At 59.2% G+C, this 25,029-nt stretch carries 22 protein-coding genes; 12 read left to right on the top strand and 10 right to left on the bottom strand.

Translation table 11 applies throughout. From position 1 onward, the window contains the following. Window positions 1-42: 42 nt before the first annotated feature. Window positions 43-747, top strand: coding sequence for a hypothetical protein (locus ACYZTY_RS23025; protein ID WP_461955620.1), 705 nt, complete (start codon window positions 43-45; stop codon window positions 745-747). A gap of 258 nt (window positions 748-1,005) precedes the next feature. Here the strand turns inward: ACYZTY_RS23025 and ACYZTY_RS23030 are convergent, their stop codons facing one another. Continuing rightward, window positions 1,006-1,488 (bottom strand): RidA family protein, encoded by a 483-nt coding sequence (locus ACYZTY_RS23030; RefSeq protein ID WP_461955621.1) that lies wholly within the window; start codon window positions 1,486-1,488, stop codon window positions 1,006-1,008. A gap of 133 nt (window positions 1,489-1,621) precedes the next feature. Here ACYZTY_RS23030 and ACYZTY_RS23035 point away from each other — a divergent pair, with 133 nt between their 5' ends. Both ACYZTY_RS23035 and ACYZTY_RS23040 read left to right on the top strand, forming a co-directional pair. Continuing rightward, window positions 1,622-3,034, top strand: coding sequence for an aminotransferase-like domain-containing protein (locus ACYZTY_RS23035; protein WP_461955622.1), 1,413 nt, complete (start codon window positions 1,622-1,624; stop codon window positions 3,032-3,034). Between the two features lie 558 nt (window positions 3,035-3,592). Further along, the gene (locus tag ACYZTY_RS23040; protein ID WP_461955623.1) at window positions 3,593-3,871 is read left to right on the top strand and encodes a DUF3077 domain-containing protein; all 279 of its coding nucleotides are present in this window, start codon (window positions 3,593-3,595) and stop codon (window positions 3,869-3,871) included. A 366-nt stretch (window positions 3,872-4,237) separates the two neighbouring features. On the opposite strand, the gene cyoE is transcribed toward ACYZTY_RS23040, so the two are convergent. From cyoE to hmpA, 7 genes are all read right to left on the bottom strand, one after another. Further along, complete coding sequence (gene cyoE, locus ACYZTY_RS23045) at window positions 4,238-5,125, bottom strand: heme o synthase (RefSeq protein WP_403100034.1); 888 nt, start codon at window positions 5,123-5,125, stop codon at window positions 4,238-4,240. Window positions 5,126-5,136: 11 nt separating this feature from the next. Further along, entirely contained in the window at window positions 5,137-5,472 is a 336-nt protein-coding gene (cyoD, locus tag ACYZTY_RS23050) for a cytochrome o ubiquinol oxidase subunit IV (RefSeq protein WP_084320724.1), read from the bottom strand. Further along, on the bottom strand, window positions 5,473-6,099 hold the full coding sequence (locus ACYZTY_RS23055; protein ID WP_461955624.1) for a cytochrome o ubiquinol oxidase subunit III: 627 nt from the start codon (window positions 6,097-6,099) through the stop codon (window positions 5,473-5,475). It abuts the gene before it with no gap. A gap of 3 nt (window positions 6,100-6,102) precedes the next feature. Then, on the bottom strand, window positions 6,103-8,133 hold the full coding sequence (gene cyoB, locus ACYZTY_RS23060; protein ID WP_131059417.1) for a cytochrome o ubiquinol oxidase subunit I: 2,031 nt from the start codon (window positions 8,131-8,133) through the stop codon (window positions 6,103-6,105). A gap of 3 nt (window positions 8,134-8,136) precedes the next feature. After that, window positions 8,137-9,081 carry a ubiquinol oxidase subunit II gene (gene cyoA, locus ACYZTY_RS23065; RefSeq protein WP_461955625.1) on the bottom strand — a complete coding sequence of 315 codons (945 nt, stop codon included), beginning with the start codon at window positions 9,079-9,081 and terminating at the stop codon, window positions 8,137-8,139. Between the two features lie 815 nt (window positions 9,082-9,896). Then, window positions 9,897-10,406, bottom strand: coding sequence for a disulfide bond formation protein B (locus tag ACYZTY_RS23070; protein WP_461955626.1), 510 nt, complete (start codon window positions 10,404-10,406; stop codon window positions 9,897-9,899). Window positions 10,407-10,690: 284 nt separating this feature from the next. Further along, entirely contained in the window at window positions 10,691-11,872 is a 1,182-nt protein-coding gene (gene hmpA, locus ACYZTY_RS23075; RefSeq protein WP_461955627.1) for an NO-inducible flavohemoprotein, read from the bottom strand. A 156-nt stretch (window positions 11,873-12,028) separates the two neighbouring features. Here hmpA and norR point away from each other — a divergent pair, with 156 nt between their 5' ends. The 5 genes from norR to ACYZTY_RS23100 all read left to right on the top strand — a co-directional run bounded on the left by norR (window position 12,029) and on the right by ACYZTY_RS23100 (window position 16,552). Further along, window positions 12,029-13,582, top strand: a complete 1,554-nt coding sequence (gene norR / locus ACYZTY_RS23080; RefSeq protein ID WP_461955628.1) for a nitric oxide reductase transcriptional regulator NorR — start codon at window positions 12,029-12,031, stop codon at window positions 13,580-13,582. Window positions 13,583-13,850: 268 nt separating this feature from the next. After that, window positions 13,851-14,753: a chemotaxis protein CheW gene (locus tag ACYZTY_RS23085; protein WP_461955629.1), complete on the top strand. Its 903-nt coding sequence runs from the start codon at window positions 13,851-13,853 to the stop codon at window positions 14,751-14,753. Window positions 14,754-14,780: 27 nt separating this feature from the next. Continuing rightward, on the top strand, window positions 14,781-15,239 hold the full coding sequence (locus tag ACYZTY_RS23090; protein WP_461959381.1) for a GNAT family N-acetyltransferase: 459 nt from the start codon (window positions 14,781-14,783) through the stop codon (window positions 15,237-15,239). A gap of 153 nt (window positions 15,240-15,392) precedes the next feature. After that, on the top strand, window positions 15,393-15,719 hold the full coding sequence (locus ACYZTY_RS23095; RefSeq protein WP_461955630.1) for a hypothetical protein: 327 nt from the start codon (window positions 15,393-15,395) through the stop codon (window positions 15,717-15,719). A gap of 83 nt (window positions 15,720-15,802) precedes the next feature. Further along, window positions 15,803-16,552 (top strand): YkgJ family cysteine cluster protein, encoded by a 750-nt coding sequence (locus ACYZTY_RS23100; RefSeq protein ID WP_461955631.1) that lies wholly within the window; start codon window positions 15,803-15,805, stop codon window positions 16,550-16,552. A 155-nt stretch (window positions 16,553-16,707) separates the two neighbouring features. Here the strand turns inward: ACYZTY_RS23100 and ACYZTY_RS23105 are convergent, their stop codons facing one another. After that, on the bottom strand, window positions 16,708-16,965 hold the full coding sequence (locus ACYZTY_RS23105; protein WP_028620828.1) for a hypothetical protein: 258 nt from the start codon (window positions 16,963-16,965) through the stop codon (window positions 16,708-16,710). Window positions 16,966-17,179: 214 nt separating this feature from the next. Further along, complete coding sequence (locus ACYZTY_RS23110; protein WP_461955632.1) at window positions 17,180-17,551, bottom strand: DUF6124 family protein; 372 nt, start codon at window positions 17,549-17,551, stop codon at window positions 17,180-17,182. Window positions 17,552-18,521: 970 nt separating this feature from the next. Between ACYZTY_RS23110 and ACYZTY_RS23115 the strand changes: the two genes are divergently transcribed. From ACYZTY_RS23115 to ACYZTY_RS23130, 4 genes are read left to right on the top strand one after another with little or no spacing between them, the layout of a single operon-like run. Beyond that, window positions 18,522-19,682 (top strand): efflux RND transporter periplasmic adaptor subunit, encoded by a 1,161-nt coding sequence (locus tag ACYZTY_RS23115; RefSeq protein ID WP_461955633.1) that lies wholly within the window; start codon window positions 18,522-18,524, stop codon window positions 19,680-19,682. After that, on the top strand, window positions 19,679-22,780 hold the full coding sequence (locus tag ACYZTY_RS23120; RefSeq protein ID WP_461955634.1) for a multidrug efflux RND transporter permease subunit: 3,102 nt from the start codon (window positions 19,679-19,681) through the stop codon (window positions 22,778-22,780). The genes ACYZTY_RS23115 and ACYZTY_RS23120 overlap by 4 nt, the downstream gene beginning before the upstream one ends. Window positions 22,781-22,789: 9 nt before the next feature. Further along, a complete protein-coding gene (locus ACYZTY_RS23125) occupies window positions 22,790-23,467 on the top strand; it encodes a heavy metal response regulator transcription factor (RefSeq protein ID WP_007916978.1) in 678 nt (225 codons plus the stop codon). Then, a complete protein-coding gene (locus tag ACYZTY_RS23130) occupies window positions 23,457-24,821 on the top strand; it encodes a heavy metal sensor histidine kinase (protein ID WP_461955635.1) in 1,365 nt (454 codons plus the stop codon). Before ACYZTY_RS23125 ends, ACYZTY_RS23130 begins: the two co-directional genes overlap by 11 nt. Window positions 24,822-25,029: the final 208 nt, after the last annotated feature.

Consider the following 25,029-nt stretch of genomic DNA (forward strand, 5'->3'; position numbering starts at 1 on the left):
TTTCTCGCCTAAACCCAAGTTAAAAGAAGTAGTGAAATTTCAATGTCCGATTCCAATACCGCTGAATCCGTAGTCACCTTGTCGTCCAAAGCGGAATACGAAAACTCCATCAATCTTTCACAGCATGTGCCACAAGCCAAGACCATCAGCGAGATGGTCCTGGACGCTTTTCAATCCACCCGGGAAAGCGACCAGATCCGCGAACTGCGCGTCGCGATTCGCCAGGCTCACGACAGCTTCGACGACGATAAAGCCTATGAACTGATGGGCGAACTCAAACAACTGAAAGACGCCGAAGCGTCCGATATTGCCGCGCTGGAAGACCTGAGCAGCAAGTTCCCGATCAGCCGGATCCTCTCCAGCTTCAAGGACGACCCGGCGTTCCAGGAATTAGTCTACGGCTTGGCACTGAAGGTGCTGAACCAGACTCACCAAGCCATCAGCAACCCGAGCACCGGTAAGAGCAAAGTGGCTCGCGCCAAGAAAGACCTCGAAGTGTTCACCATCAGCAAGGATGGCGTGAGCGTCACGCTGCCGCTGCGCACGCCACGTTCGAGCCTGAATGTTGATCGCAAAGCGCTGGAGTTCCTCGGCTTCACGTTCGTCGGCGAAGGTGAGGACGCGGCGATTGAAAACGAGACGTTCCTGGACAACACCGGGGCCGAACAAGCGGTCAACCGCAAGAACATCATCACCGCACTTCAGCAGCAAACCGCGTTCGACGGCTACAGCATCGCCGCGCAGTAACACGATTGCGTGAAAGCCCCGCCCCAGAAGGGCAATGTTGTTCACTTAAGACAATCTTCAGGCGAGCAAAAAACCTGTGGCGAGGGGATTTATCCCCGTTGGGTTGCGAAGCAGCCCCCGGCGCCCGTTCAGACAGACCGAGTTGTCCGGATTTACGACTGCTTCGCAGCCGAACGGGGATAAATCCCCTCGCCACAAATGTGAACGCCCGTGAACAGCATTACGCCCCCAAGCGGGGTTTTTTATTGCCCGAAAGATTTACCGCGCCAACGGATACAGGGCCGCGATCATATCCACTTCTATCGGGGCGTTTTTTGGCAGCTGGTACACACCGACGGTCGTTCGGGTGTGTTTTCCGGCGTCACCCAGCACGCGCGTGAAGACGTCAGACGCGCCGTTGGCCACGTCACTGAGGTCCATAAAATCGAAAGTGGATTTCACATAGACCGTGATGCGCAGCAGTGCCTTGACGTTATCCAGCGACCCGATGGCCTCTCGGATCAGTGCAAGCCCGCGTATCGCGCTGATGCCAGCCGCCTCCTGAGCATCGGCCAGGTTGAGTTCCAGCCCCACCCGGCCGGGGTATTGGATTTTACCGTTCATCCGCGGTACCAGTCCGCTGACATACAGTTCATCATCGTGCCGAATCAGCGGCGCGTAACGCCCGCCTGCAGAGTTCTCGTCGTAGATATCAAAGCCGAGTTCTTTAGCCATCGCGAGGAAGCGTTCGTCGCGACTCATTTGATTACTCATTAACTGAACCCTCTTAATCAATCATGCATACGCGCAGATGATGGTAGAGACAGACGCTTGCTTTGATCAGAGCAAGTTCGTATAGAATCCAGCGAACTTTACTGCCAGGGATACCAGTAAAATGCAGCGCGCCGTCATCGCCGCCATCGAGTTCCAGCCTGGAGTGCCGCTGGTACAGCAGATCGTCGATCAGTTGTCTGTGGCAATCAGCCAGGGTGGCCTGCCTCACGGGGCCAAGTTGCCACCGATTCGCGAACTTTCCGAGTTGATGAACGTGGGTAAATCCACGGTGGTCGACGCGCTCGACCGATTGCGGGCCAAGGGGCTGGTGGTCTCACGCCAAGGATCGGGGCATTACATTCACCGCCCGGGCATCCAGCCCCACAGTGCGGCGGGTCCCAACCTGCAGCCCCAAGACACGCTCAGCCGCGTCCGCCGTGCAATGCTGCTGGACAACGGCGCGCTGCGCCCCGGCTGCGGATTTCTGCCCGCCTCGTGGCTGCCCGCCGACGAACTGCTCAAAGCCGTGCGCAGCACCCTTCGCGCCACTGCGCTACGGATGGGCGAATACGGTGAGGTCGGTGGTTACCTCCCGCTGCGCGAGGCGTTGCGGGTCAAGCTGTCGACCGTCGGCATCGAGGTGTCGGTTGATCAGATCATCACCACCGGCAACACCGTGCAAGCCATCGACCTGCTGATGCGCCTGTTGATTAAACCCGGCGACACAGTGCTGCTCGACGATCCGTGTTACTTCAACATGCACACCAATCTGGCGCTGCACGGTGCCAAGGTCATCACCATTGCGCGCGATTGCGACGGGCTGGACCTGGAAGCCTTCGAGCAATTGCTGATCGCTCATCGCCCCGTGATGTATATGACCAACAGCACCCTGCACAACCCGACCGGGCACTCGTTCTCCGCAGCCCAGGTTTATCGCCTGCTGGAGCTGAGTCACCGTTATGGCGTGCACATCCTCGAAGACGATTTGTACGGCGACATCCAGCAAAGACGTACCCCGCGCCTGGCCGCAGGCGGTCTGGACAATGTCAGTTACGTCTCCGGGTTCTCCAAGACCCTGACCGCCAACAGCCGGGTCAGCTATACCGCGTTATCGCCGCAACTGGCCGCACGAATGATCACCTTGAAGCTGGCCTGCGGTGGCGTCACCTCGGAACTGGCGGAGCAGATCACCTGCACCATGCTCAGCAATGGCAGCTACGCCAAACACACCCGGCGCACGGTTGATCGCCTGTATGAATCGAGCAGTCGCGTGACGAGATGGCTGGTAGAGGCTGGATGCTCGGTGTCATCGATACCGGGTGAAGGGCTGTTCATCTGGACACGATTGCCCGAAGGCCTGCACGCCGAAACGCTGGCCAGCAAAGGCCTTGAAAACGACTTCGTCCTTGCCCCGGGCACACTGTTGAGCAAAGCAGCCGATGCCAGCAGCTTCCTGCGCTTCAATGTCGCGCATAGCGATAGCCCGCAGGTGCGCGAGCGGTTCTTCAGATTGCTCGACTATTACAAAGCGTAACCACCCACCGTCTCTGTGGCGAGGGAGCTTGTTCCCGCTGGAGTGCAAAGCACTCCCCTGCATTTCATGAGACACACCGCCCTGGCAGGCTTTACGACTGCTGCGCAGCCGAACGGGAGCAAGCTCCCTCGCCACAAAAACATGCATTCAACGAAACGTTTGCTGGCGGCATGACATTCCCAGCCACCAGATCGCTACGATTGCGGCACCCAACACCGCACGCTAACTTCAGATCGTCGCTGCCAACTCAGCGACCGGGCCTGATAACCCGGTATCATGCGCGCGTACCAGCGCCCCAGATCATGACTGCAGGCTTTTTTTGTGCCTGCAAAATCGTGCAATGGCGGCTGTGCGTGGGAGACCTTCGGGTCTGCCGGGTCGTGCATACCGGTTTATCAGCCTGCGCATAGCTGCCACCCATTCGCCTGATAACGAACGTGGCAGCTCTACTTTGATTCTGGAGTTTTTGCTCATGCACGTTATCGATTTGTCCAAAATTTGCACCCCTGCTGCACCGCCCATCCCCCACCCCCGCCCAACCACCGGAGGTGACACTCAATGACCAACCCTCAAGACCTGAAAACAATCGGTCTCACCCACTTCTCCCTCCACGCCAACCAATCTTTGTTCCGCATCAACGCCGGAGTACCAGTGATCGAAGCCCTCTCTCATGCCTCCGACCTGCTCCACATCTCCAAACTCCTCGCCTCCGATGCTGCCATGGTCCGCGACACCGACAGACATGCCTGGGCGTCGCATTACTTGCAGGACATAAGCAAGGCAATTATCGATGACGTGATGAAGGTGCTTGGCGCACCGTGTAACAACCGCGCGTAAACGAAAAAGCCCCGCTCTTAGATCAGAGGCGGGGCTTTTCAATCACCACTTACCGGAAACACTGTGAAGAGAACTACGCGCCCCGTCAAAAGTAGAGAATATCTAGCTACATATTTTCAGTTATAGCCTTTTCTCACTATAACTATTCACGACGTCCTTTTTCTGGCACACCGCGGCGCGGCCATCGCGAGCAGGCTCACTCCCACAGGGGTTCAGCGTCGTACTCAGCATCTGACGCAACTCCGATCAAAATGTGGGAGCGAGCCTGCTCGCGATTGGGGCAACACGGTCCACCAGAAAGCCACCCAACAAAAAACCCCGCCACTTCTCTCAAAGGGCGGGGCTTTTCTTTACAGCATCCGACGCTTAAGGCGCGTACGTCAGCAACAACTCGCTCGGCACTTTGAAGTCCAGAGACATCATCACGCTCAACGCGGTAATGGTGAAGATCGAGAACACGAACAGCTTGCGTGCCCAGACCGTGTCATCCACTGCCTTGTAGCCGGTCCAGGCCATGTACAACCAGTACATGCCCATGGCCGCGGCGACGGCGAGGTAGCTCATGCCGGCGTAGCCGCTGAAGGTCAGCATCAAGGTCGCCACGAGGAACGCCAGGATGTAGAGCAGGATGTGCTTCTTCGCCACTTGGATCCCGCGCTTCACCGGCAACACCGGAATCGATGCGGCCAGGTAATCGTTGAAGCGGAAGATCGCGATGGCGTAGGAATGCGGCATCTGCCACAGGCTGAACATCACCAGCAACGTCAGTGCGGCCATGTCGAAGCTGTTGGTCACAGCGACGTAACCGATCACCGGCGGCATGGCGCCCGACAGACTGCCCACCAGCGTGCCGTGAACCGACTTGCGCTTGAGGTACAGGCTGTAGAAGCCAACGTAGATGACGAAACCGATGACTGCGAACAGCGCGGCCAGCGGGTTCGCCACCTTGTACAACAACGCAACGCCGGCAACACCGAGGACGGTCGCGAAAATCAGCGCCAGTTTCAGGGAGATCAAGCCCTGGACCAGCACCCGATTCTTGGTGCGTTCCATCTTCAGGTCGATGTCGCGGTCGATGCAGTTGTTGAACACGCAACCGGAAGCCACTACCAGGGAGGTGCCGATCATTGCTGCCAGGAAAATGGCCAGATCGACATGCCCTTTCGAGGCCAGGAAAAATCCGCCTGCCACTGAAAGCACGTTACCGAAAATGATCCCCGGTTTGGTGATTTGGATAAAGTGCTTCAAGGACATTCGGACTTACCTCACTTCGCCATCATGTTGGTGTGGATGCTGAACATGATCCACAGCGACAGGCCAACCAGCAGGACAATCACGATCGCGGCGAAAACAAACGCAATCACGTTGTTACGCTGCGCGGCGGAACGGTCCAGGTGGAGGAAGTACACCAGGTGCACCAGCACCTGGATCACGGCGAAAGCCAGTACGATCCACAGAGTCAGCGACTTCGGCAGCGACGGGTACATCACCAGGCCGAAAGGAATGACGGTCAGGATCACCGACAGAATGAAACCGATAGCGTAAGACTTGACGCTGCCGTGGCCGGCGTCGTGGCTATCGTGGGAATGAGCGTTAGCCATTTACATAGTCCCCATCAGATAAACAACGGTGAATACGCAGATCCACACCACGTCCAGGAAGTGCCAGAACAGGCTCAGGCAGCTCAGACGGGTCTTGTTGGTCGCCGTCAGGCCGTTTTTCTGCACCTGGTACATCATGATCGCCATCCAGATCAGACCGCTGGTCACGTGCAGACCGTGGGTGCCGACCAAGGTGAAGAACCCGGACAGGAAGCCGCTGCGGCTAGGGCCGTAGCCCTCGGAGATCAGTACGTGGAACTCGTTGATCTCCATGCCGATGAAGCCGGCGCCGAACAGGAAGGTCATGCCCAGCCAACCCAGCACCTGGTTCTTCTTGCCCTTGAACAACGCCAGCATGGCGAAGCCGTAGGTGATCGAACTGAACAACAGCAGAGCGGTTTCGCCCAGCACGTAGGGCAGCTCGAAGATGTCGTGGCCCGACGGGCCACCCGCTACGTTGTTAACCAGTACCGCGTACACCGCGAAGATCGACGCAAACAGAATGCAGTCGGTCATCAGGTAGAGCCAGAAACCGAATACGGTCATCTCGCCCGAGTCGTGGTGATGGTCATCGTGCCCATGTCCATCGACATGGGTGTGTCCAGCATTGGTCACTAAGTTCGACATGGTTTAAGCCTGTTCCAACGAGGTTTCAACACGGGTGGCGGTGGCTGGAACTTTCCCGGCCGCTACCAGACGCTTGTGCTGCTCGGCTTCGATGCGTTCGATTGTCTCGACCGGCACCATGTAGCCTTGGTCATCACGTGCAGCGTGGATCACGAAGTAGACCACGGTGCCAACCAGGCCAACGATGGCCAGCCACCAGATGTGCCAGATCATCGCGAAACCGAACACGGTCAACAGAGCCCCCATGACCACACCGGTCGCGGTGTTGTTTGGCATGTGGATCGGTTCGTACCGGCTAGGCGCCTGGTACGCGGTACCGTTTTCCTTGGCTTCGGTGAACGGGTCGATGGTTTCGGCTTTTGGCAGCACAGCGAAGTTGTAGAACGGTGGTGGCGACGAGGTCGACCATTCCAGCGTGTGGGCATTCCACGGGTCGCCGTGTTCGCACATGTTTTCTGGCTTGTTGCGATCACGCACGCTCACGTAGAGCTGGATCAGCTGGCAAGCAATACCCACAGCGATCATCACCGCACCGAACATGGCCACGTACAGGTAAGGCACCCACTCAGGGTTGGTGGTGGCGTTCAGACGACGGGTCATGCCCATGAAGCCCAGTGCATAGAGCGGCATGAACGCGACGAAGAAGCCCGAGATCCAGAACCAGAACGCTGCCTTGCCCCAACCTTCGTGCAGCTTGAAGCCGAACGCTTTAGGGAAGTAGAAGGCAAAGCCTGCGATGTAACCGAATACCGCGCCGCCGATGATCACGTTGTGGAAGTGAGCGATCACGAACAGGCTGTTGTGCAGAACGAAGTCAGCACCCGGGATGGCCAGCAATACACCGGTCATGCCGCCGATGGCGAAGGTCACCATGAAGCCCAAGGTCCACAGAACCTGGCTGGTGAAACGCAGACGGCCTTGGTAAATGGTGAACAGCCAGTTGAATAGCTTCACCCCCGTCGGGATCGAAATCAGCATCGTCGCCAGACCGAAGAAGGCGTTGACGCTGGCACCCGAACCCATGGTGAAGAAGTGGTGCAGCCAGACCATGAAGCCCAGGATCGAGATCGCACCCGATGCGTAGACCATCGAGTGGTGGCCGAACAGACGCTTGCCAGTGAAGGTCGAGATGACTTCGGAGAAGATCCCGAACGCCGGCAGAATCAGGATGTACACCTCGGGGTGACCCCAGGCCCAGAACAGGTTGACGTACATCATCGGATTGCCACCAAGTTCATTGGTGAAAATGTGGAAATCCATGTAACGGTCAAGCGTCAGCAGTGCCAGGGTAGCGGTCAGGATCGGGAACGAAGCCACGATCAAAACGTTGGCCCAGGTGCAGGTCCAAGTGAAGATCGGCATGTCCATCAGCTTCATGCCAGGGGTACGCATTTTCAGCACGGTGGCCAGGAAGTTGACCCCCGTCAGCGTCGTACCCAACCCGGATAGCTGTAGCGCCCAGATGTAGTAATCCATCCCCACGCCAGGGCTGTATTGCAGACCCGACAGCGGCGGATAGGCAACCCAACCGGTCTTGGCGAATTCGCCAACGCCCAGGGACAGGTTGATCAGCACCACGCCGGACACCAGCAACCAGAAGCTCAGGGAGTTCAGGAACGGGTAGGCAACGTCACGCGCGCCGATCTGCAGCGGCACTGCAAGGTTCATCAGGCCGGTGAAGAATGGCATCGCCATGAAGATGATCATGATCACACCGTGGGCGGTGAAGATCTGGTCATAGTGTTCAGGCGGCAGGTAGCCAGGCGAACCCTCGGTGGCCATGGCCAACTGGGTACGCATCATGATGGCGTCGGCAAAACCGCGCAGCAGCATGACCATGGCGACGATGATGTACATCACGCCGATTTTCTTGTGGTCGACCGAGGTCAGCCACTCGGTCCACAGGTAGGTCCACTTCTTGAAGTAAGTGATCCCCGCGAACAGCGCCAGACCACCGAGCGCGATCATGGCGATGGTTATCATCACGATCGGTTCGTGGAACGGGACCGCTTCCCAACTTAATTTACCAAACATCGTTTACTCCTCTGCCCCGGCAGCTGAATGCGAGTTCATGTCCATTCCTTGCGTAGCGGCCACTTCTTTCTCTTTCTTCTCGTGCTTGACCTTCGGACCCGGTTTCATGCCTTCGTACTTGTCGACGATGGTCTGGAACAGGTTCGGAGTGACCGAGGAGTAGAGCTCGACTGGGTTGTTCTGGCTCGGCTTGGAAAGGGCTGCGTATTCAGCTTCTTCAAGCTGTTTAGGTGCCTTTTTGACTTCACTTACCCAGGCGTCGAAATCTTCCTGGGAAGTTGCGATAGCCTTGAATTTCATGCCAGTGAAACCAGCGCCGCTGTAGTTGGCGGAGATACCGTCCATTTCAGCGTTCTGATTGGCGATCAGGTGCAGTTTGGTCTGCATGCCGGCCATCGCGTAGATCTGTCCGCCCAGGGCCGGGATGAAGAACGAGTTCATCACGGAGTCCGAAGTCACCTTGAAGTTGATCGGCGTGTGGGCCGGGAACACGATCTTGTTGACCGTGGCGATGCCTTGCTCCGGATAGATGAACATCCACTTCCAGTCCAGCGCGACCACTTCAATGGTGATCGGCTTGACGTCGGATTCCAGCGGCTTGTAAGGATCCAGCGCGTGGGTCGACTTGTAGGTGATGTAACCCAGGGCAATGATGATCAGTACCGGGATCGTCCACACTGCGATTTCGATCTTGGTGGAGTGCGACCACTTCGGCGTGTAGACGGCATCCTGGTTGGACGCGCGATATTTCCAGGCGAACAGGAAGGTCATGACGATGACCGGTACCACGACCAGAAGCATCAGCAGCGTTGCGGTGATGATCAGGTTTCGCTCATCCAGGCCAACCTGGCCCTTGGGATCGAGCAAGGTCATGTTGCAGCCTGACAGCAACAACGTGCCGAGCAGCGGCAATAAGCCTAGTAGCCTGGGGTACCTGTTTTTACTCATCTCACGACCTCTAAAGCAGCTTGCGCAATGCAGTTGGGTTTTGATCGCCAACACTTCACCCTGCCAAGGGTTGGCATTTTTCTTGGATTGAATAAGGGCTGCCCGTCGCGCGTCAGACGCTGTTCGACAAATCCTGGGCTAGCGGTAAGTTCTTATTCGAATTCGTGGTCAAAGGCCTTGTTACAGACCAATTCCATTTGGTGCGGATAGTTGGAAGGCTCCGACACCTGGGAGTCGCATGAAGCGTTCAAGCTCCTCGACGCCCTGTTTCCTGCTCAAGGTGAGCAGTGCCGGAATTCAGTGCGGGCGATTGTAGATATGTAGCGATTCATAAACCATGTCTCATCCCGAAATAATTTTTATCCATTCCAGCAACAATCATTAACGGTTTTTGCAAAAGCGCGGCATCTTATCGAAATTCATTCTCAACAAAAACACCAAAATTTGTAGGTCTACCGAGCGCAGTTCAGACAGCTATCAGTACTCAAGCAGGCACTTCGACGATGCCCTAGCCCCTGTGACGCAAGGGCTCTGGCGATTCGCCAGCCCCTGTTAAAACTGCCTGCTTGCACGCGATAGCCTTTAAATCGGCGGACGCCTGAATAGACCAATTTCGTTGCCTGGCTATGCACCGATCCAGCCCTGTGAAATGCCTTGCGACAGACCTGCTGTGACAACATGTCGCACATGTGTCGCACCCTTCGCTGCCACACATCACGAACTTTTTACGCAGGCCCTGAAATGCAAAACGCCCCGGTCCTCTTGATGAGGACCGGGGCGTTTTCAGACGTCTGCCGCGGGAGTGGCGGATGACCTCAACGCAGCGCTTTACGGTTACGCGAAGTGAGCAGCGGCACCAGCACCACGATCAGCACGAACGCCACCAGCGCCCACTGCGCCAGCGACAAGCCGAGGATCGGCGGGTACGGCGTGGAGCAGAAGCCATCGACCTGGAAGCCCAGCGGGAAGATCTTCGCCAACGGCAGGCCGTCGACAATCGGTTGCAGCACATCAATGCCACAGCTGACCGCCGGGTAGAATTGGGTGTAGACGTGATGGCCGGCCACCGCGACGCCTGCAATGGCAAAGAGGACCACCAGCGTCTCGAACACCGTGATGCTGCGACGGGTGCGCATCGCCGCGCCAATGAAGGCAAACAGCGCAATAAGCAACAGCGCATAACGTTGCAGGATGCACAGCGGGCACGGCGCCTCGCCCAGCACAATTTGCATGTACAGCGCGCCGCCGATCAGCGCCAGGCAGATGATGCCCAGCAACACCAGATAGCGCCGCTCACGTCCCAACCGCATCGTTTCCTCGCTCATCGCGTTTCCCTTGTAAAGATCGATTGCCCGGAAGTCTACACGCAGGCTCCAACCTTTGAGAGCCCGGCGCGCTTCGGTGGTGATCGGGGAATAGACGATAAACCGGTTAAGGAGGGATTAACTTTCGAAGGATTTTTACGAAGGAAGACCGTGTTGCCTCAATCGCGGGCAAGCCCGCCCCCACAGTTTTTGTGTTGTTCGCGCGATTGCGGGCAAACATAAAACCTGTGGGAGCGGGCTTGCCCGCGATTGAGGCAACTCGGTCTCCCGAGCCGCCACACAGCTTATTCCAGTGCCGAAGCCGGGCCAAAAAACTCGTAACGGCTTTGCTTCTCCGGCACACCCAAGGCTTTCAGGTGACGCTTGATCGCCGCCATAAACCCTTTTGGCCCCAGGAAGTAAGCGTCCAGATCGCGCTGCTCCGGCAGCCACTCGCCCAACTGCTCGCGGCTCAACAACCCGACCTTGTGCGCTGCCGGACTCACGCCGTCATCTTCCGCGTAGCAATAGAAGTGTTTAAGTTGCGGGTGACGCTCGGCCAAACCATCGATCCAGTCGCGGAAGGCGTGAACGCTGCCGTTGCGCGCGCAGTGGATAAAGTGCACCGGCCGCTCGGTCGCCAACGCCGCTTCCAGCATCGCCAGCGTCGGGGTGATGCCCACGCCGCCACTGATCAGCACCAACGGTTTGTCGCTGGCGGTCAGGGTGAACTCGCCCGATGGCGGGAACAGTTGAATGCTTGAGCCGACATGCAGCTGATCGTGCAAGTGGTTAGACGCGCGGCCACCGGTTTCACGTTTGACGCTGATGCGGTACTGGCCCTTGTTGGCCAACGCCGACAACGAGTAGTTACGACGAATCTCTTCACCATCGAGGATCAGTTTCATGCCGATGTACTGGCCCGGCTCAGCGGCCAGAATCGCGCCTTTGTCAGCAGGTTCGAAGTAGAACGAGGTGATTTCCGCGCTTTCCTCGACCTTGGCCGCGACGATGAATTCCCGCGCCCCGCGCCAGCCGCCAATGGCCTGTTCCTTTTGATCGTAGATGCTGGTTTCGGCGCCAATCAGGATCTCGGCCAATTGACCGTAAGCTGCACCCCAGGCGCTCATCACTTCAGGGGTGGCGATTTCTTCGCCCAGCACTTCGGAGATGGCGCGCAGCAGGCAGCTGCCAACGATCGGGTAGTGTTCAGGCAGGATTTGCAGGGCCACGTGCTTGTTAATGATCTTGGCCACCAGGTCGCCCAACTGGTCGAGCTGATCGATGTGCCGCGCGTACATCAAAACGCCGTTGGCCAAGGCGCGTGGCTGGTCACCGCTGGCTTGGTGGGCCTGATTGAACAGCGGGCGGACTTCCGGGTACTCGGAGAGCATCATGCGGTAGAAGTGAGTGATCAGCGCCTCGCCACCGCTTTCCAGCAGCGGCACGGTGGATTTGACGATGGCACGGTCTTGAACGCTAAGCATAAAGTGACTCCTGGGCTACTTGGATTACTAACTGATTACCCTATGCATATCACTTTCCATGCCAATAATTTAAACGTTTAAAATCAACATGTTATAAACATGGTAGTCATATCGACACAGACTGACTTATAGTCATACCGACTACACGGAGTCACTATGACTGCAAAATCTTTGCTCACTGCCCTACTGCCGCTGGTCTCCGACCTGTCCCGCGAACTGCCCGAAGGTGAGCGCTATCGACGCCTGCTCGAAGCCATGCGCGCCCTGCTCCCCTGCGACGCCGCTGCCCTCCTGCGCCTTGATGGCGAATGGCTGGTGCCGCTGGCCGTCGATGGGTTGAGCACCGACACCCTCGGCCGACGCTTCAAAGTCAGCGAACACCCGCGCTTTGAAGCGCTGCTCAGCAGCCACCGCCCGACGCGGTTCGCCGCCGACAGCGACTTGCCCGACCCTTACGACGGACTGGTCGACGGCCTCGACGATCATCTGGAAGTCCACGACTGCATGGGCTGTCCGCTGTTTATCGACGAGCGTCCGTGGGGTCTGCTGACCCTCGACGCCCTCGACCCGGGACAGTTTGAACCCATCGAACTGGACGCCCTGGAAGCCTTCGCCAGCCTCGCCGCCGCCACCGTCAACGCTGCCGAGCGCATCGAACGCCTGGCCAATCGCGTTGAAGACGAGCATCAACGCGCCGAAGTCTACCGTCAGGCCAGCGGCCAGCAGAACCGCGAGATGATCGGCCAGAGCAAAGCGCACAAACGCTTGGTAGAAGAGATCAGTCTGGTGGGCGGCAGCGACCTGACCGTGCTGATCACCGGCGAAACCGGGGTCGGCAAGGAACTGGTGGCGCAGGCGATTCACGCGGCATCGCCCCGGGCGGATAAACCGATCATCAGCCTCAACTGCGCCGCCCTGCCGGACACGCTGGTGGAAAGCGAATTGTTCGGCCATGTGCGCGGCGCCTTCACTGGCGCCATGAACGATCGGCGCGGCAAGTTCGAACTGGCCAATGGCGGCACGCTGTTTCTCGATGAAGTCGGTGAATTGTCGCTGACCGTGCAAGCCAAGTTGTTGCGGGTGCTGCAAAGCGGTCAGTTGCAGCGCTTGGGGTCGGATAAAGAACATCAGGTGGACGTGCGCCTGATCGCGGCGACCAACCGCGACCTGGCCGAAGAAGTGCGCAGCGGCCGCTACCGCGCCGACTTCTATCATCGCCTGAGTGTTTACCCGCTGCTGGTGCCGGCCCTGCGTGATCGCGGGCGGGATGTGTTGCTGCTCAGCGGTTATTTCCTGGAACAGAACCGCTCGCGGATGGGCCTTAACAGCCTGCGATTGAACAGCGACGCACAGGCGGCATTGCTGGCGTATGGTTGGCCGGGGAATGTGCGGGAGCTGGAGCATTTGATCGGTCGCAGCGCGTTGAAGGCGCTGGGTAACTGCAAGGAACGGCCGAAGATTTTGAGTTTGAGTGCGGCGGATCTGGACTTGCCCACTGGCAGCGTTGAAGTCGCCGCCACCGAGCAACCGGTTGCCAGTCCCGTCGCGTTGGTTGCTGGAGATTTGCGTGAGGCGACCGAAAATTATCAGCGACAATTGATCAGCGCTTGCCTGGAACGGCATCACGACAACTGGGCGAGCGCGGCGCGCGAGCTAGGCCTGGACCGGGCGAATCTAGGGCGGATGGCCAAGCGATTAGGGATGAAGTGACGCAACCTATTGTGGCGAGGGAGCTTGCTCCCGCTCGGCTGCGCAGCAGTCGCAAAACCTGTAAATGCGGATAGCCTGATAGCACACAGGTCTGATTTGGGAGCGCTTCGCACTCCAGCGGGAGCAAGCTCCCTCGCCACAGGGGTTCGCCGTTGGGCCGGTAATGGGCATTTGGCCTAAAGCCTGCCCCCAACAAGTCGATAACCCGGCATCAATAGCATTTGGCGACTTTTTACTCGCCCATCACCTTTTTCCACAGAAGGTTTTTATGTCCACCACAAAAGCCCGCGCAGACTCACTTTCGCTTCTGCTGTTTACCTTGCGCAGTGGCAAGCTGATGGCAATCAACCTGCTGAAAGTCAGCGAAATCATCCCCTGCCCGCCGCTGACCAAGCTGCCAGAGTCGCACCCCCACGTCAAAGGCATCGCCACCCTGCGCGGCGCTTCGTTGTCGGTGATCGACCTCAGCCGTGCCATCGGGGAGCGGCCGCTGGAAGACCCGAACGGTGGCTGCCTGATTGTCACCGACGTCAGCCGCTCCAAGCAGGGCCTGCACGTTCAGGCCGTAAGCAAGATCGTCCACTGCCTGACCACCGACATCCGCCCGCCGCCCTTCGGCTCTGGCGGCGTGCGCTCTTACATCACCGGCGTGACTTCGGTCGACGGCACCCTGGTGCAAGTGCTGGACATCGAAAAGGTCATCCACGGCATCGCCCCGGCGCAGATCGAAACGGCCCCGACCGAACTGAGCATGGAAGACGCCGAAGTGCTGGGCAACGCGCGGATTCTGGTGGTCGATGACAGTCAGGTCGCGCTGCAGCAATCGGTGCACACCCTGCGCAACCTCGGCCTGCAATGCCACACCGCCCGTAGCGCCAAGGAAGCCATCGACTGCTTGCTGGACCTGCAAGGCACGGCACAACAGATCAACCTGATCGTCTCGGACATCGAAATGTCGGAGATGGACGGCTACGCCTTCACCCGCACCCTTCGCGAGACGCCGGACTTCTCTCACCTTTACGTGCTGCTGCACACCTCGCTGGACAGCGCGATGAACAGCGAGAAAGCGCGCCTCGCCGGGGCCAACGCAGTGCTGACCAAGTTCTCCTCGCCGGAACTGACCCGATGCCTGATCGAGGCGGCCAAAGCCGTCGCTGAACAAGGTCACTGAGACTTGGCCGAGGCATTTTGCTTTCTGATGCGGCGCAACCTCGCTGAGGTTGTGCCTGCGATCACTTGGCCTCAAGGGATAGACCTCGTCCAATACCGCCCCGAGCTGGCTGAAGCTGTTCATCGTTTGATGGAGCTCGGTTATCAGGAAGGCGGCGGTCGTGTGCCGGCACTGGATGTCTGGCAACAGCGATTTGAAACCGATCCTGAATACGATCCGAGCCTGTGTTTTATCGCACTGGATGGCGAAGGCATCGTCGGCGTTTGCCAGTGCTGGACCAGTGCGTACATCAAGAACCTGGTGGTGCATTCTCGGGCTCAGGGCCTTGGGCTGGGTCGTGCGTTGCTGCTGCATGCATTCAAAGTATTTCAGGATCGCCGGGAAGGCTTTGTGGATTTGAAGGTATTGGAAGATAACCTTCGGGCGCAGCGGTTGTATGAAAGTGCCGGGATGTATGTGGTCCGCCGGGAATTGGTTCCAGCCTGATACACCGCCATCACGGGCAAGCCTCGCTCCTACAGGACATGCGTGATCATTGTAGGAGCGAAGCTTGCTCGCGAAGGGGCCGACACATTCACCGTCAAACCATCAGGCATACTCCACCCCTCGGCCAACTCACTGTCCAAGGATGCCCGCCCCATGAAAGCCGCAACCCTGACCTTCCTCTGCCTCACCGCCCTCGCCACCCAGGCCCACGCCTCCAGCCCCGACGCCTGGGCCGCCTACGACAAAGCCGTGCTCGCCAGCTGCACCAAAGCCAGCGGCCTGAAAAACGCCAAACCCGTCGGCAACGCCGCACAGTTCGAGGACCGCGTCGGCTACACCGCGCTCCTGCTGCAAGGCCAATACCCGCAAAAACACATGAAAGGCCAGCAAGGCACCGAGCTGTGTCTCTACAACAAAAAAACCAAAACTGCCTACGTCACCGAATGGGACTCCATCCGCCCCGCATCCAAAGCCCAGTGACTGGCGCATAACTTGCTTCGAAACGCGCCATTGCGGTGTCTTTCTGGCGCCGCTTCCTGCCCTCGGAAGCGACCGATCGCTCAATGAATACGACTTTTTCCTGCGTAGGTTGCGGCAAATGCTGCAACGACCACCACGTGCCCCTGACCCTGGCCGAAGCCCGTATGTGGGCGGCTGATGGCGGTCAGGTGATCGTGTTGGTGGAAGGTTTCCTTGGCAACGGCCTGGGCCTGCCCGTGCAGCAACGCGAACACGCCGAACGCCGTTCAGTGGTGGTTCGAAGCGGCACGTCCGAGGCGTACGTGGCGATCACCTTCGCCGCCTACAACGTCGGCCCCTGCCGGAATCTTGACGAAGACAACCTCTGCCGCATCTACGAACGCCGACCGCTGGTGTGCCGCATCTACCCGATGGAAATCAACCCGCACATCCCGCTGAACCCGACAATCAAGGAATGCCCACCCGAGTCGTGGGAACAGGGACCGGACCTGATCATCGGTGGTGAGCTGGTGGATCAGGAACTGGCAGGATTGATCCAGCGCTCACGTCAGGCGGATCGCGATGACATTCAAACCAAGGATGCGATTTGTGGGTTGCTGGGGATTCGGACTACAGCGTTGAAGGGGGATGGGTTTACCGCTTATCTCCCGGATATGAATGCGTTTGCCATGGTTATCGATCAACTTGCCGGACAGCCGCTGGCGGGCTCAGGCAGTGATTGGCAGTTTCATGTGTCTGGCGATGATGTCGCCGGGCAAGTACAGGCAGCCGGGGCGCAAGTGGCGACTGAACTGCCGGTGAACTATGCGTTTATTTCGTTGCGGGCGGCTTGATTCAGAAGTTTTATTGCCTGATCTGGCCTCATCGCGAGCAGGCTCGCTCCCACAGTTGATCTCCTTAGGACACAAATTTTGTGTACGGAGAAGAACCACTGTAGGAGCGAGCCTGCTCGCGATGACGGTAAATCAGGCACCGCAGAAGCTGAAACTCAGCGCTTACCCATCGAACGACGAGTACCAGGAGGCGCAGCCCCCGGCGTCTTGGTATGGCCATTCTTCGCGCCATTCTTGTACCAAGGCTGGCTGGCGTTCTTCGCGGCGGCCAAATCACCCGGCTTGAACGGGAACTTGAACGCCGGGATCGCGGCTTTGGCTTCGCTGTCTGCGCTGGAGTCGACGCTGTCTGGCAGGTCTGCCTGGTCGTCGCTCAAAGCGTCGGCAACCGGCGGTTGTGTCGGGGAAGTCATGAAAGCTCCGGGTGATGCAAAAGAGTCGGGCCCGGTCAGCGAGCCGCGAAAGGCGGCAGTATACCTGTCTCGAGAGCCGCAAGCTTCACGCCGCAAGCGAGTCCGTCGGGTTTTGTGCCAACTGACACACCCCAATCGCGAGCAACCCCCGCACCCGTAGGAGCGAGGCTTGCCCGCGAAGAACGATAACGCGGTCAACCTGACCAAACGCTACCTACGCCGGAACCTCTACCCTATCCAACACCCGATTCACCGCCAACTCCGCCAACATGATGACCTGCTGAATCGCCAACACCGTATGGCGCTGCGGCCCCTCCCGATTCGTCGCAAAATCACTGCTCATCACACTCGCCGACGCCAAAGACTCACAGGCATGGGCCAATAGGCTTTCTGAATCAGCATCAGGGGAGACCAAGAACATCGTGCTGGGGCGGCGCGGTTTTGCGGTGTACGGCTCGGGCGGATCAAGGTAGTAATCGAGAGCGCGTTTTATGGCTTCGCGGTCTTTGATGAGCGCTTCGGTCGGGGTGACCTCGTCGCTGGGATTGGTGGTGTCGATGGGTGGATCGGGGATTAACTTATCCATACAAACTCCTACTGAAATGGGTGCCACCATTCGCCGGATCTCACGCGGCGAAGAGGAGGCAGCTATGTGCAGTGTGAGATCACCGGTAGTAGGCACCCGGCCAGACCGAAGTCTGCCCGCACACAGCCGCCATAACGCATTTACAGGCAGCGGATAAGCTGGCGCCAATTATGGTGGCATTGGCGCTAGATGCATACTAGAAGCCGGGGATCTCACGCCCGGTCGCTGAATTTGCAGCGACAGCCAAAGGTTAGAGAACAAGCTTCCTACCCGGCAACCTGAAAAATGCGTGGGAAAACGCTGTGTTTTTTACACATCGTTCAACACAAAAATGGAACGCGGAGCGTCCCGGGCGGCATTCCTTTGCTGCGCGTATGGAACGATCAATCGGGGAAAGCAGAAAGAGATTGGTCGGCTGTCAGGCCGCCTTCGCGGGCAAGCCTCGCTCCTACAGGATTCGGCGTACACCTGCTTCTCACCACTCAACAGGCCGAGCGTTAGCTCGCCTGCAGCTTTTGATCTTGATCTACCCGCCCCTTCGGGAGGCTGAGTGGAGGCGTTCATCTGGGGGGTAGGCGCGTAGCGCCGTTCGACGAAGTCGAACACATCGAGAGGAGGTCGAAGCGAAGCCGACCGGAGGCGATGCCCCCAGATGAATGCCGGAGCGAAGGAACGCCGAGCCTAGGCGAGGGGCCGGACGCTGGGGCGAAGCGTTTTGGTTCCTTTTGGGCGTTTGCAAAAGGGACTCGCCGTAAGGGCGAAACCATAAGCAGCCGTTACCGCAGGAATGGATATGTACACCTGAAAAAACATGGTCGGCTGTCAGGCCGCCAAGATCAAAAGCTCACAGCCAAGCCCAAACTGACAGCGCCGTCAGTTAGCAGTCACCTTCCTGACCAGCGAACAGGTTTATAAAGGAAGGTACAAACCTGACCCCACTCCCGACCACCCAGCCCGGCGCCCCACTCGCATGCGAATTCAGAAAAAAACCGCCTTCATCGCAGGTCTGCTGATCGCCTTGGCAGCGCTGGGCACCTGGTACCTCACCAAACCCGCCACCGCCAAACTCGCCGCGCCCACGGCAATCCCGGTCCGAGTCGTCAGCGTCACCGAAAAAGACGTCCCCCGCTACGTCAGCGGCATCGGCTCAGTCCTGTCCCTGCACAGCGTGGTAGTTCGCCCGCAAATCGACGGCATCCTCACCAAAATCCTGGTCAAAGAAGGCCAACTGGTGAACAAAGGCGACCTGCTCGCCACCATCGACGACCGCTCAATCCGCGCCAGCCTCGACCAGACCCGGGCACAACTCGGCGAAAGCCAGGCACAACTGCAAGTCGCCCTGGTCAACCTCAAGCGCTACAAACTGCTGAGCGTCGACGACGGCGTATCCAAACAAACCTACGACCAGCAACAAGCCCTGGTCAACCAACTCAAAGCCACCGCCCAAGGCAATCAGGCGTCAATCGACGCCGCTCAGGTGCAACTCTCCTACACACAGATTCGCTCCCCGGTCACCGGTCGCGTCGGTATTCGCACGGTGGACGAAGGCAACTTCCTGCGCATGACAGACACCCAGGGTTTGTTCACCGTGACCCAGATCGACCCGATCGCCGTGGAGTTCTCCTTGCCGCAGCAAATGCTGCCCACCCTGCAAGGCCTGATCGGCGACCCCGAGCGCGCACAAGTGAAGGCCTATATCGGCGCCGACACTGACGGTGAAACCGGTAACCTGCTGGGCGAAGGGCACCTGACCCTGATCGACAACCAGATCAACGCCAACACCGGGACCATCCGCGCCAAGGCTGAATTCAACAATGCCGGGCAGAAACTCTGGCCGGGCCTGCTGGTGACGGTAAAAATTCAGACAGCCCTGGACAAAGATGCGCTGGTGGTCCCGCCCACCGTCGTACAGCGTGGTCTCGATCAACACTTCGTGTACCGGGTCAACGGCGACAAGGTCGAAACCGTCACCGTACAAATGGTTTACCAAGGCAGCGGTCAGGACATCATCAAAGGCGTTAAACCGGGCGATGTGCTGGTCAGCGACGGCCAATCGCGGCTCAAGCCCGGCTCGACCGTGCAGGTGCTGACCGAACCACCGCAAGTGGTGCAATCGGAGTCGAAGCCATGAAGGGCCACGGTTCTGTTTCTGCCTGGTGCATCGATCATCCGGTGGCGACGATCCTGCTGACCTTTGCCCTGGTATTGCTCGGCGTCATCGCCTTCCCGCGCCTGCCGATTGCGCCGTTGCCGGAAGCTGAGTTCCCGACCATCCAGGTCGCCGCGCAATTGCCCGGCGCCAGCCCCGAAACCATGGCGTCATCGGTGGCCACGCCGCTTGAAGTGCAATTCAGCGCCATCCCCGGCGTGACCCAGATGACCTCGAGCAGCGCCCTCGGCTCGACCAACCTGACCCTGCAATTCACCCTCGACAAAAGCATCGACACCGCCGCCCAGGAAGTGCAGGCCGCGATCAACACCGCCGCCGGCAAACTGCCGAAAGACATGCCGAACCTGCCGACATGGCGCAAGGTCAACCCGGCCGATAGCCCGGTGCTGATTCTCAGCATCAACTCAACCTTAATGCCCGGTCCCGAACTCAGCGACCTGGTGGAAACCCTGCTCTCGCGTCAGATCAGTCAGATCGACGGCGTAGGCCAAATCAACATCACCGGTCAGCAACGTCCGGCGATTCGCGTTCAAGCCTCCGCCGACAAACTCGCGGCCATCGGCCTGACCTTGGCGGACATTCGCCTGGCGATCCAGAACACCAGCCTCAACCTGGCCAAAGGTGCGTTGTACGGCGAGTCGAGCATTTCGACGCTGTCGACCAACGACCAGCTATTCCACCCCGAGGAGTACAGCCAACTCATCGTTTCCTACAAGGACGGTGCCCCGGTTCATCTCAAGGATGTCGCCAAAGTCGTCAACGGTTCGGAAGATGCCTACGTGCAAGCCTGGGCCGGTGATAAACCGGGGGTGAACCTGGTGATTTCCCGGCAACCGGGCGCCAACATCGTCGAAACCGTGGACCGCATCCAAGCCGCCCTGCCCGGCCTCGAAGCCATGCTGCCTGCCTCGGTGCAGGTCAAAGTGCTGGTCGACCGCACCCAGACCATCCGTGCCTCCTTGCACGAAGTGGAAGTCACCCTGCTGATCGCGATCATGCTGGTGGTGGCGGTGATGGCGCTGTTCCTGCGCCAGTGGTCGGCGACGCTGATTGTTTCCGCCGTGTTGGGTGTTTCGCTGGTCGCCAGCTTCGCCCTGATGTACATCATGGGTTTCAGCCTGAACAACCTGACGCTGGTGGCGATCGTGGTGGCCGTGGGGTTTGTGGTCGACGATGCGATTGTGGTGGTGGAGAACATTCACCGTCACCTCGAGGCCGGGGACGGCATGCGCGAGGCGGCGATCAAGGGCGCCGGCGAGATCGGTTTCACCGTGGTCTCGATCAGTTTCTCGCTGGTGGCGGCGTTCATTCCGCTGCTGTTCATGGGTGGCGTGGTCGGGCGATTGTTCAAGGAATTCGCCCTGACCGCCACCTCGACGATCATGATTTCAGTGGTGGTCTCGCTGACGTTGGCGCCGACCCTGGCCGCGCTGTTCATGCGTGCGCCAGTGCATCACTCCCACAGCAAACCCACATTCGGCGAACGCTTGCTGGCCGGCTATGAAAAACTGCTGCGCCGCGCCCTCGCCCACCAGAAATTGATGATCGGGGTGTTTTGCCTGTCGCTGGGCCTGGCGATTGCCGGTTACATCTTTATCCCCAAAGGTTTCTTCCCGGTGCAGGACACCGGTTTTGTCCTCGGCACCACCGAAGCCGCTGCCGACATTTCCTACGGTGACATGGTGAAAAAACACCTGGCGATGGCCGAAATCGTCGCCGCAGATCCGGCAGTCGCGGCGTTTTCCCACTCGGTGGGCGTCTCGGGCAGTAACCAGACCATCGCCAACGGCCGCTTCTGGATTTCCCTGAAAAAACGCGGCGACCGCGATGTCTCGGCCAGCCAGTTCATCGACCGGATTCGTCCGCAACTGATGAAAGTCCCGGGCATCGTGCTCTACCTGCGCGCAGGCCAGGACATCAACCTCAGCTCTGGCCCGAGCCGCGCGCAGTACCAATACGTGCTCAAGAGTAACGACGGCGCGACGCTCAGCACCTGGACCCAGCGCCTGACGGAAAAACTGCGCGCCAACCCTGCATTCCGCGACATTTCCAACGACCTGCAACTGGGCGGCAGCATTACCCACATCAGCATCGACCGCAGCGCCGCCGCGCGTTTCGGCCTGACCGCCAGCGATGTCGATGAAGCGCTGTACGACGCGTTCGGCCAGCGGCAGATCAATGAATTCCAGACCCAGATCAACCAGTACAACGTGATTCTAGAACTGGACACCAAGCAACGCGGCAAAGCCGAAAGCCTCAACTATTTCTACCTGCGCTCACCGCTGAGCGGTGAAATGGTGCCGCTGTCGGCGCTGGCCAAGTTCGATGCGCCAACGGTCGGCCCGCTGTCCATCGCCCATGACGGCATGTTCCCGGCTGCCAACCTGTCGTTCAACCTGGCACCCGGCGTGGCGCTGGGCGATGCGGTGATCATGCTCAACCAGGCCAAGGTCGACATCGGCATGCCGGCGGCCATGAGCGGCAACTTCCAGGGGGCGGCGCAAGCATTCCAGAGTTCGCTGGCCAGCCAGCCGTGGCTGATTCTGGCGGCGCTGGTGGCGGTGTACATCATTCTCGGCGTGCTCTACGAGAGCTTCGTTCATCCGCTGACCATCATCTCGACGTTGCCGTCGGCGGGGCTCGGGGCGGTGATCATGCTGTGGATTTGCGGCCAGGACTTTTCGATCATGGCGCTGATCGGGCTGGTGTTGTTGATCGGGATCGTGAAGAAAAACGGCATCCTGATGATCGACTTCGCCCTCGACGCCCAGCGTAATCGTGGCCTGCCGCCGGAAGAGGCGATCTACCAGGCCTGTATCACGCGGTTCCGGCCGATCATCATGACCACCCTCGCCGCCCTGCTCGGCGCGCTGCCGCTGATGCTCGGTTACGGCACCGGCGCCGAACTGCGCCAGCCGCTGGGGATCGCGGTGGTCGGCGGCTTGCTGGTGAGCCAGGCGCTGACGCTGTTCACCACTCCGGTCATATACTTGTGGCTTGAGCGGCTTTTCCATAAGCCCAAACCCGCACCGATGCCGGCGCTGGCAACCACAGACTGAGGCGGGGTCATGCGCGTTCTGATTATCGAAGACGAAGAAAAAACCGCGGATTATCTGCACCGCGGCCTGACGGAACAGGGTTACACCGTGGACCTGGCGCGCGACGGCGTCGAAGGCCTGCACCTGGCGCTGGAAAGCGACTACGCGGTGATCGTCCTCGACGTCATGCTGCCGGGCCTCGACGGCTTCGGCGTACTGCGCGCCTTGCGTGCGCGCAAGCAAACCCCGGTGATCATGCTCACTGCCCGCGAGCGTGTCGAAGACCGCATCAAAGGCCTGCGCGATGGCGCCGACGATTACCTCGGCAAACCGTTTTCCTTCCTCGAACTGGTGGCGCGCCTGCAAGCGCTGACCCGGCGCAGCGGCGGCCATGAGCCGGTGCAAGTGAGCATCGCCGACCTGTGGATAGATTTGATCAGCCGCAAGGCCACCCGTGCGGGCACGCGCCTGGACCTGACCGCCAAGGAGTTCTCGCTGCTCAGCGTGCTGGCCCGTCGGCAAGGTGAAATCCTTTCGAAAACCGCCATCGCCGAAATGGTCTGGGACATTAATTTCGACAGCGACGCCAACGTCGTCGAAGTCGCGATCAAACGCCTGCGGGCCAAGCTCGACGGGCCTTTCGACGAAAAACTGCTGCACACGATTCGTGGCATGGGTTATGTGCTGGAGAGCCGCGGTGTCCAGTAATTCGATTGCCCTGCGCCTCAGTGGAATGTTCACGCTGGTGGCACTGCTGGTGTTTCTGTTGATCGGCTGGGCTTTGTACCAGCAGGTCGATAAGGGCTTGGGTCTGTTGCCCGAGGCCGAGCTGGACGCGCGTTACAGCGTGCTCGAATCCACGGTCGGGCGTTACGGCACGCCCGAGCATTGGGTGAAGATCAATAACAAGCTCAAGCTGCTGGGCGAAGAAGACAAGCGCATCAGTTTCTGGATCATCAGCGGCGATCCGCACTACGAATACGGCAACCTGACGCCGCAGGTCCGCGCCTTTGCCGAAGGGCCGCTGGGGATGCGCGACATGACGTTGCCGGATCAGCCTTATCCGCTGAAAGTGCTGGTCAGCCAGTTCCCGGCCAAGGATCAACGACCGCCGCTGCGCTTCATGATCGGCATCGACACCGAGACGTTTTTGCAGACGCAGCATCATTTGCTGATCGCGCTGATCAGCCTGGCGATTGTCGGTGTGCTGCTGGCGTCGGCGCTGGGTTATTGGGTGGCGCGGATCGGTCTCAAACCCTTGATCAAGTTGTCGCAGGAAGCCCAGCGACTGGCGCCGCCCTTGCGTTCCGGGCGCTTGCGCTTGTCGCCGTTGCCGCCGGAGCTCAATCAGTTCGTCAATTCGTTCAACTCGACGCTGGAGCGGGTCGAGCAGGCCTATTCACGCCTTGAGTCATTCAACGCCGACGTCGCCCACGAACTGCGCTCGCCGCTGACCAACCTGATCGGCCAGACCCAGGTCGCGCTGACTCGCGGACGCTCGGCGGAACACTACTTCGAAGTGCTGCAATCGAACCTCGAAGAGCTGGAGCGGCTGCGTTCGATCATCAATGACATGCTGTTTCTCGCCAGCGCGGATCAGGGCAGCAAGGCGACCAAACTGACCTCCACCTCGCTGGCCGATGAAGTGGCCACGACCCTGGAATATCTGGATTTCATTCTTGAAGACGCGCAGGTTCAGGTGCAGGTCAGTGGTGATGCACAAGTGCGAATCGAGATTGCGCATCTGCGCCGGGCGTTGATCAATTTGCTGAGCAATGCGGTGCAGCACACCGAGCCCGGGCAAGTGATCGAGGTGCGGATCGAGGTTGAGGAGCATCAGGTGAGCATCGGGGTTGCGAATCCGGGATCGCCGATTGCCAGCGAGCATCTGTCGCGGTTGTTCGAGCGGTTCTATCGGGTGGATGCGTCGCGCAGTAACAGCGGAAACAACCATGGGCTGGGGTTAGCAATCGTCAAGGCGATTGCGCTGATGCATGGCGGGGATGTGTTTGTGCGCAGTGACCACGGCATGAATACCTTCGGTATCCATCTCCCCGTTTAACCCTGCACCGGTCCCTGTAGCAGCTGCCGAGCAGCGCGAGGCTGCGTTCGGCGACGGAGTCGTCGTAAAATCAGGCGATGCGGTCTGTCAGGTAGACCGCGTATTCAGGGTTTACGACGACTTCGTCGCCGAACGCAGCCTCGCGCTGCTCGGCAGCTGCTACATGTACCGCGTCGCCCTGGCTACTGTTGCTTTTAGCGCAACAGTC

The sequence above is a fragment of the Pseudomonas sp. LB1P83 genome (genome assembly GCF_054897885.1).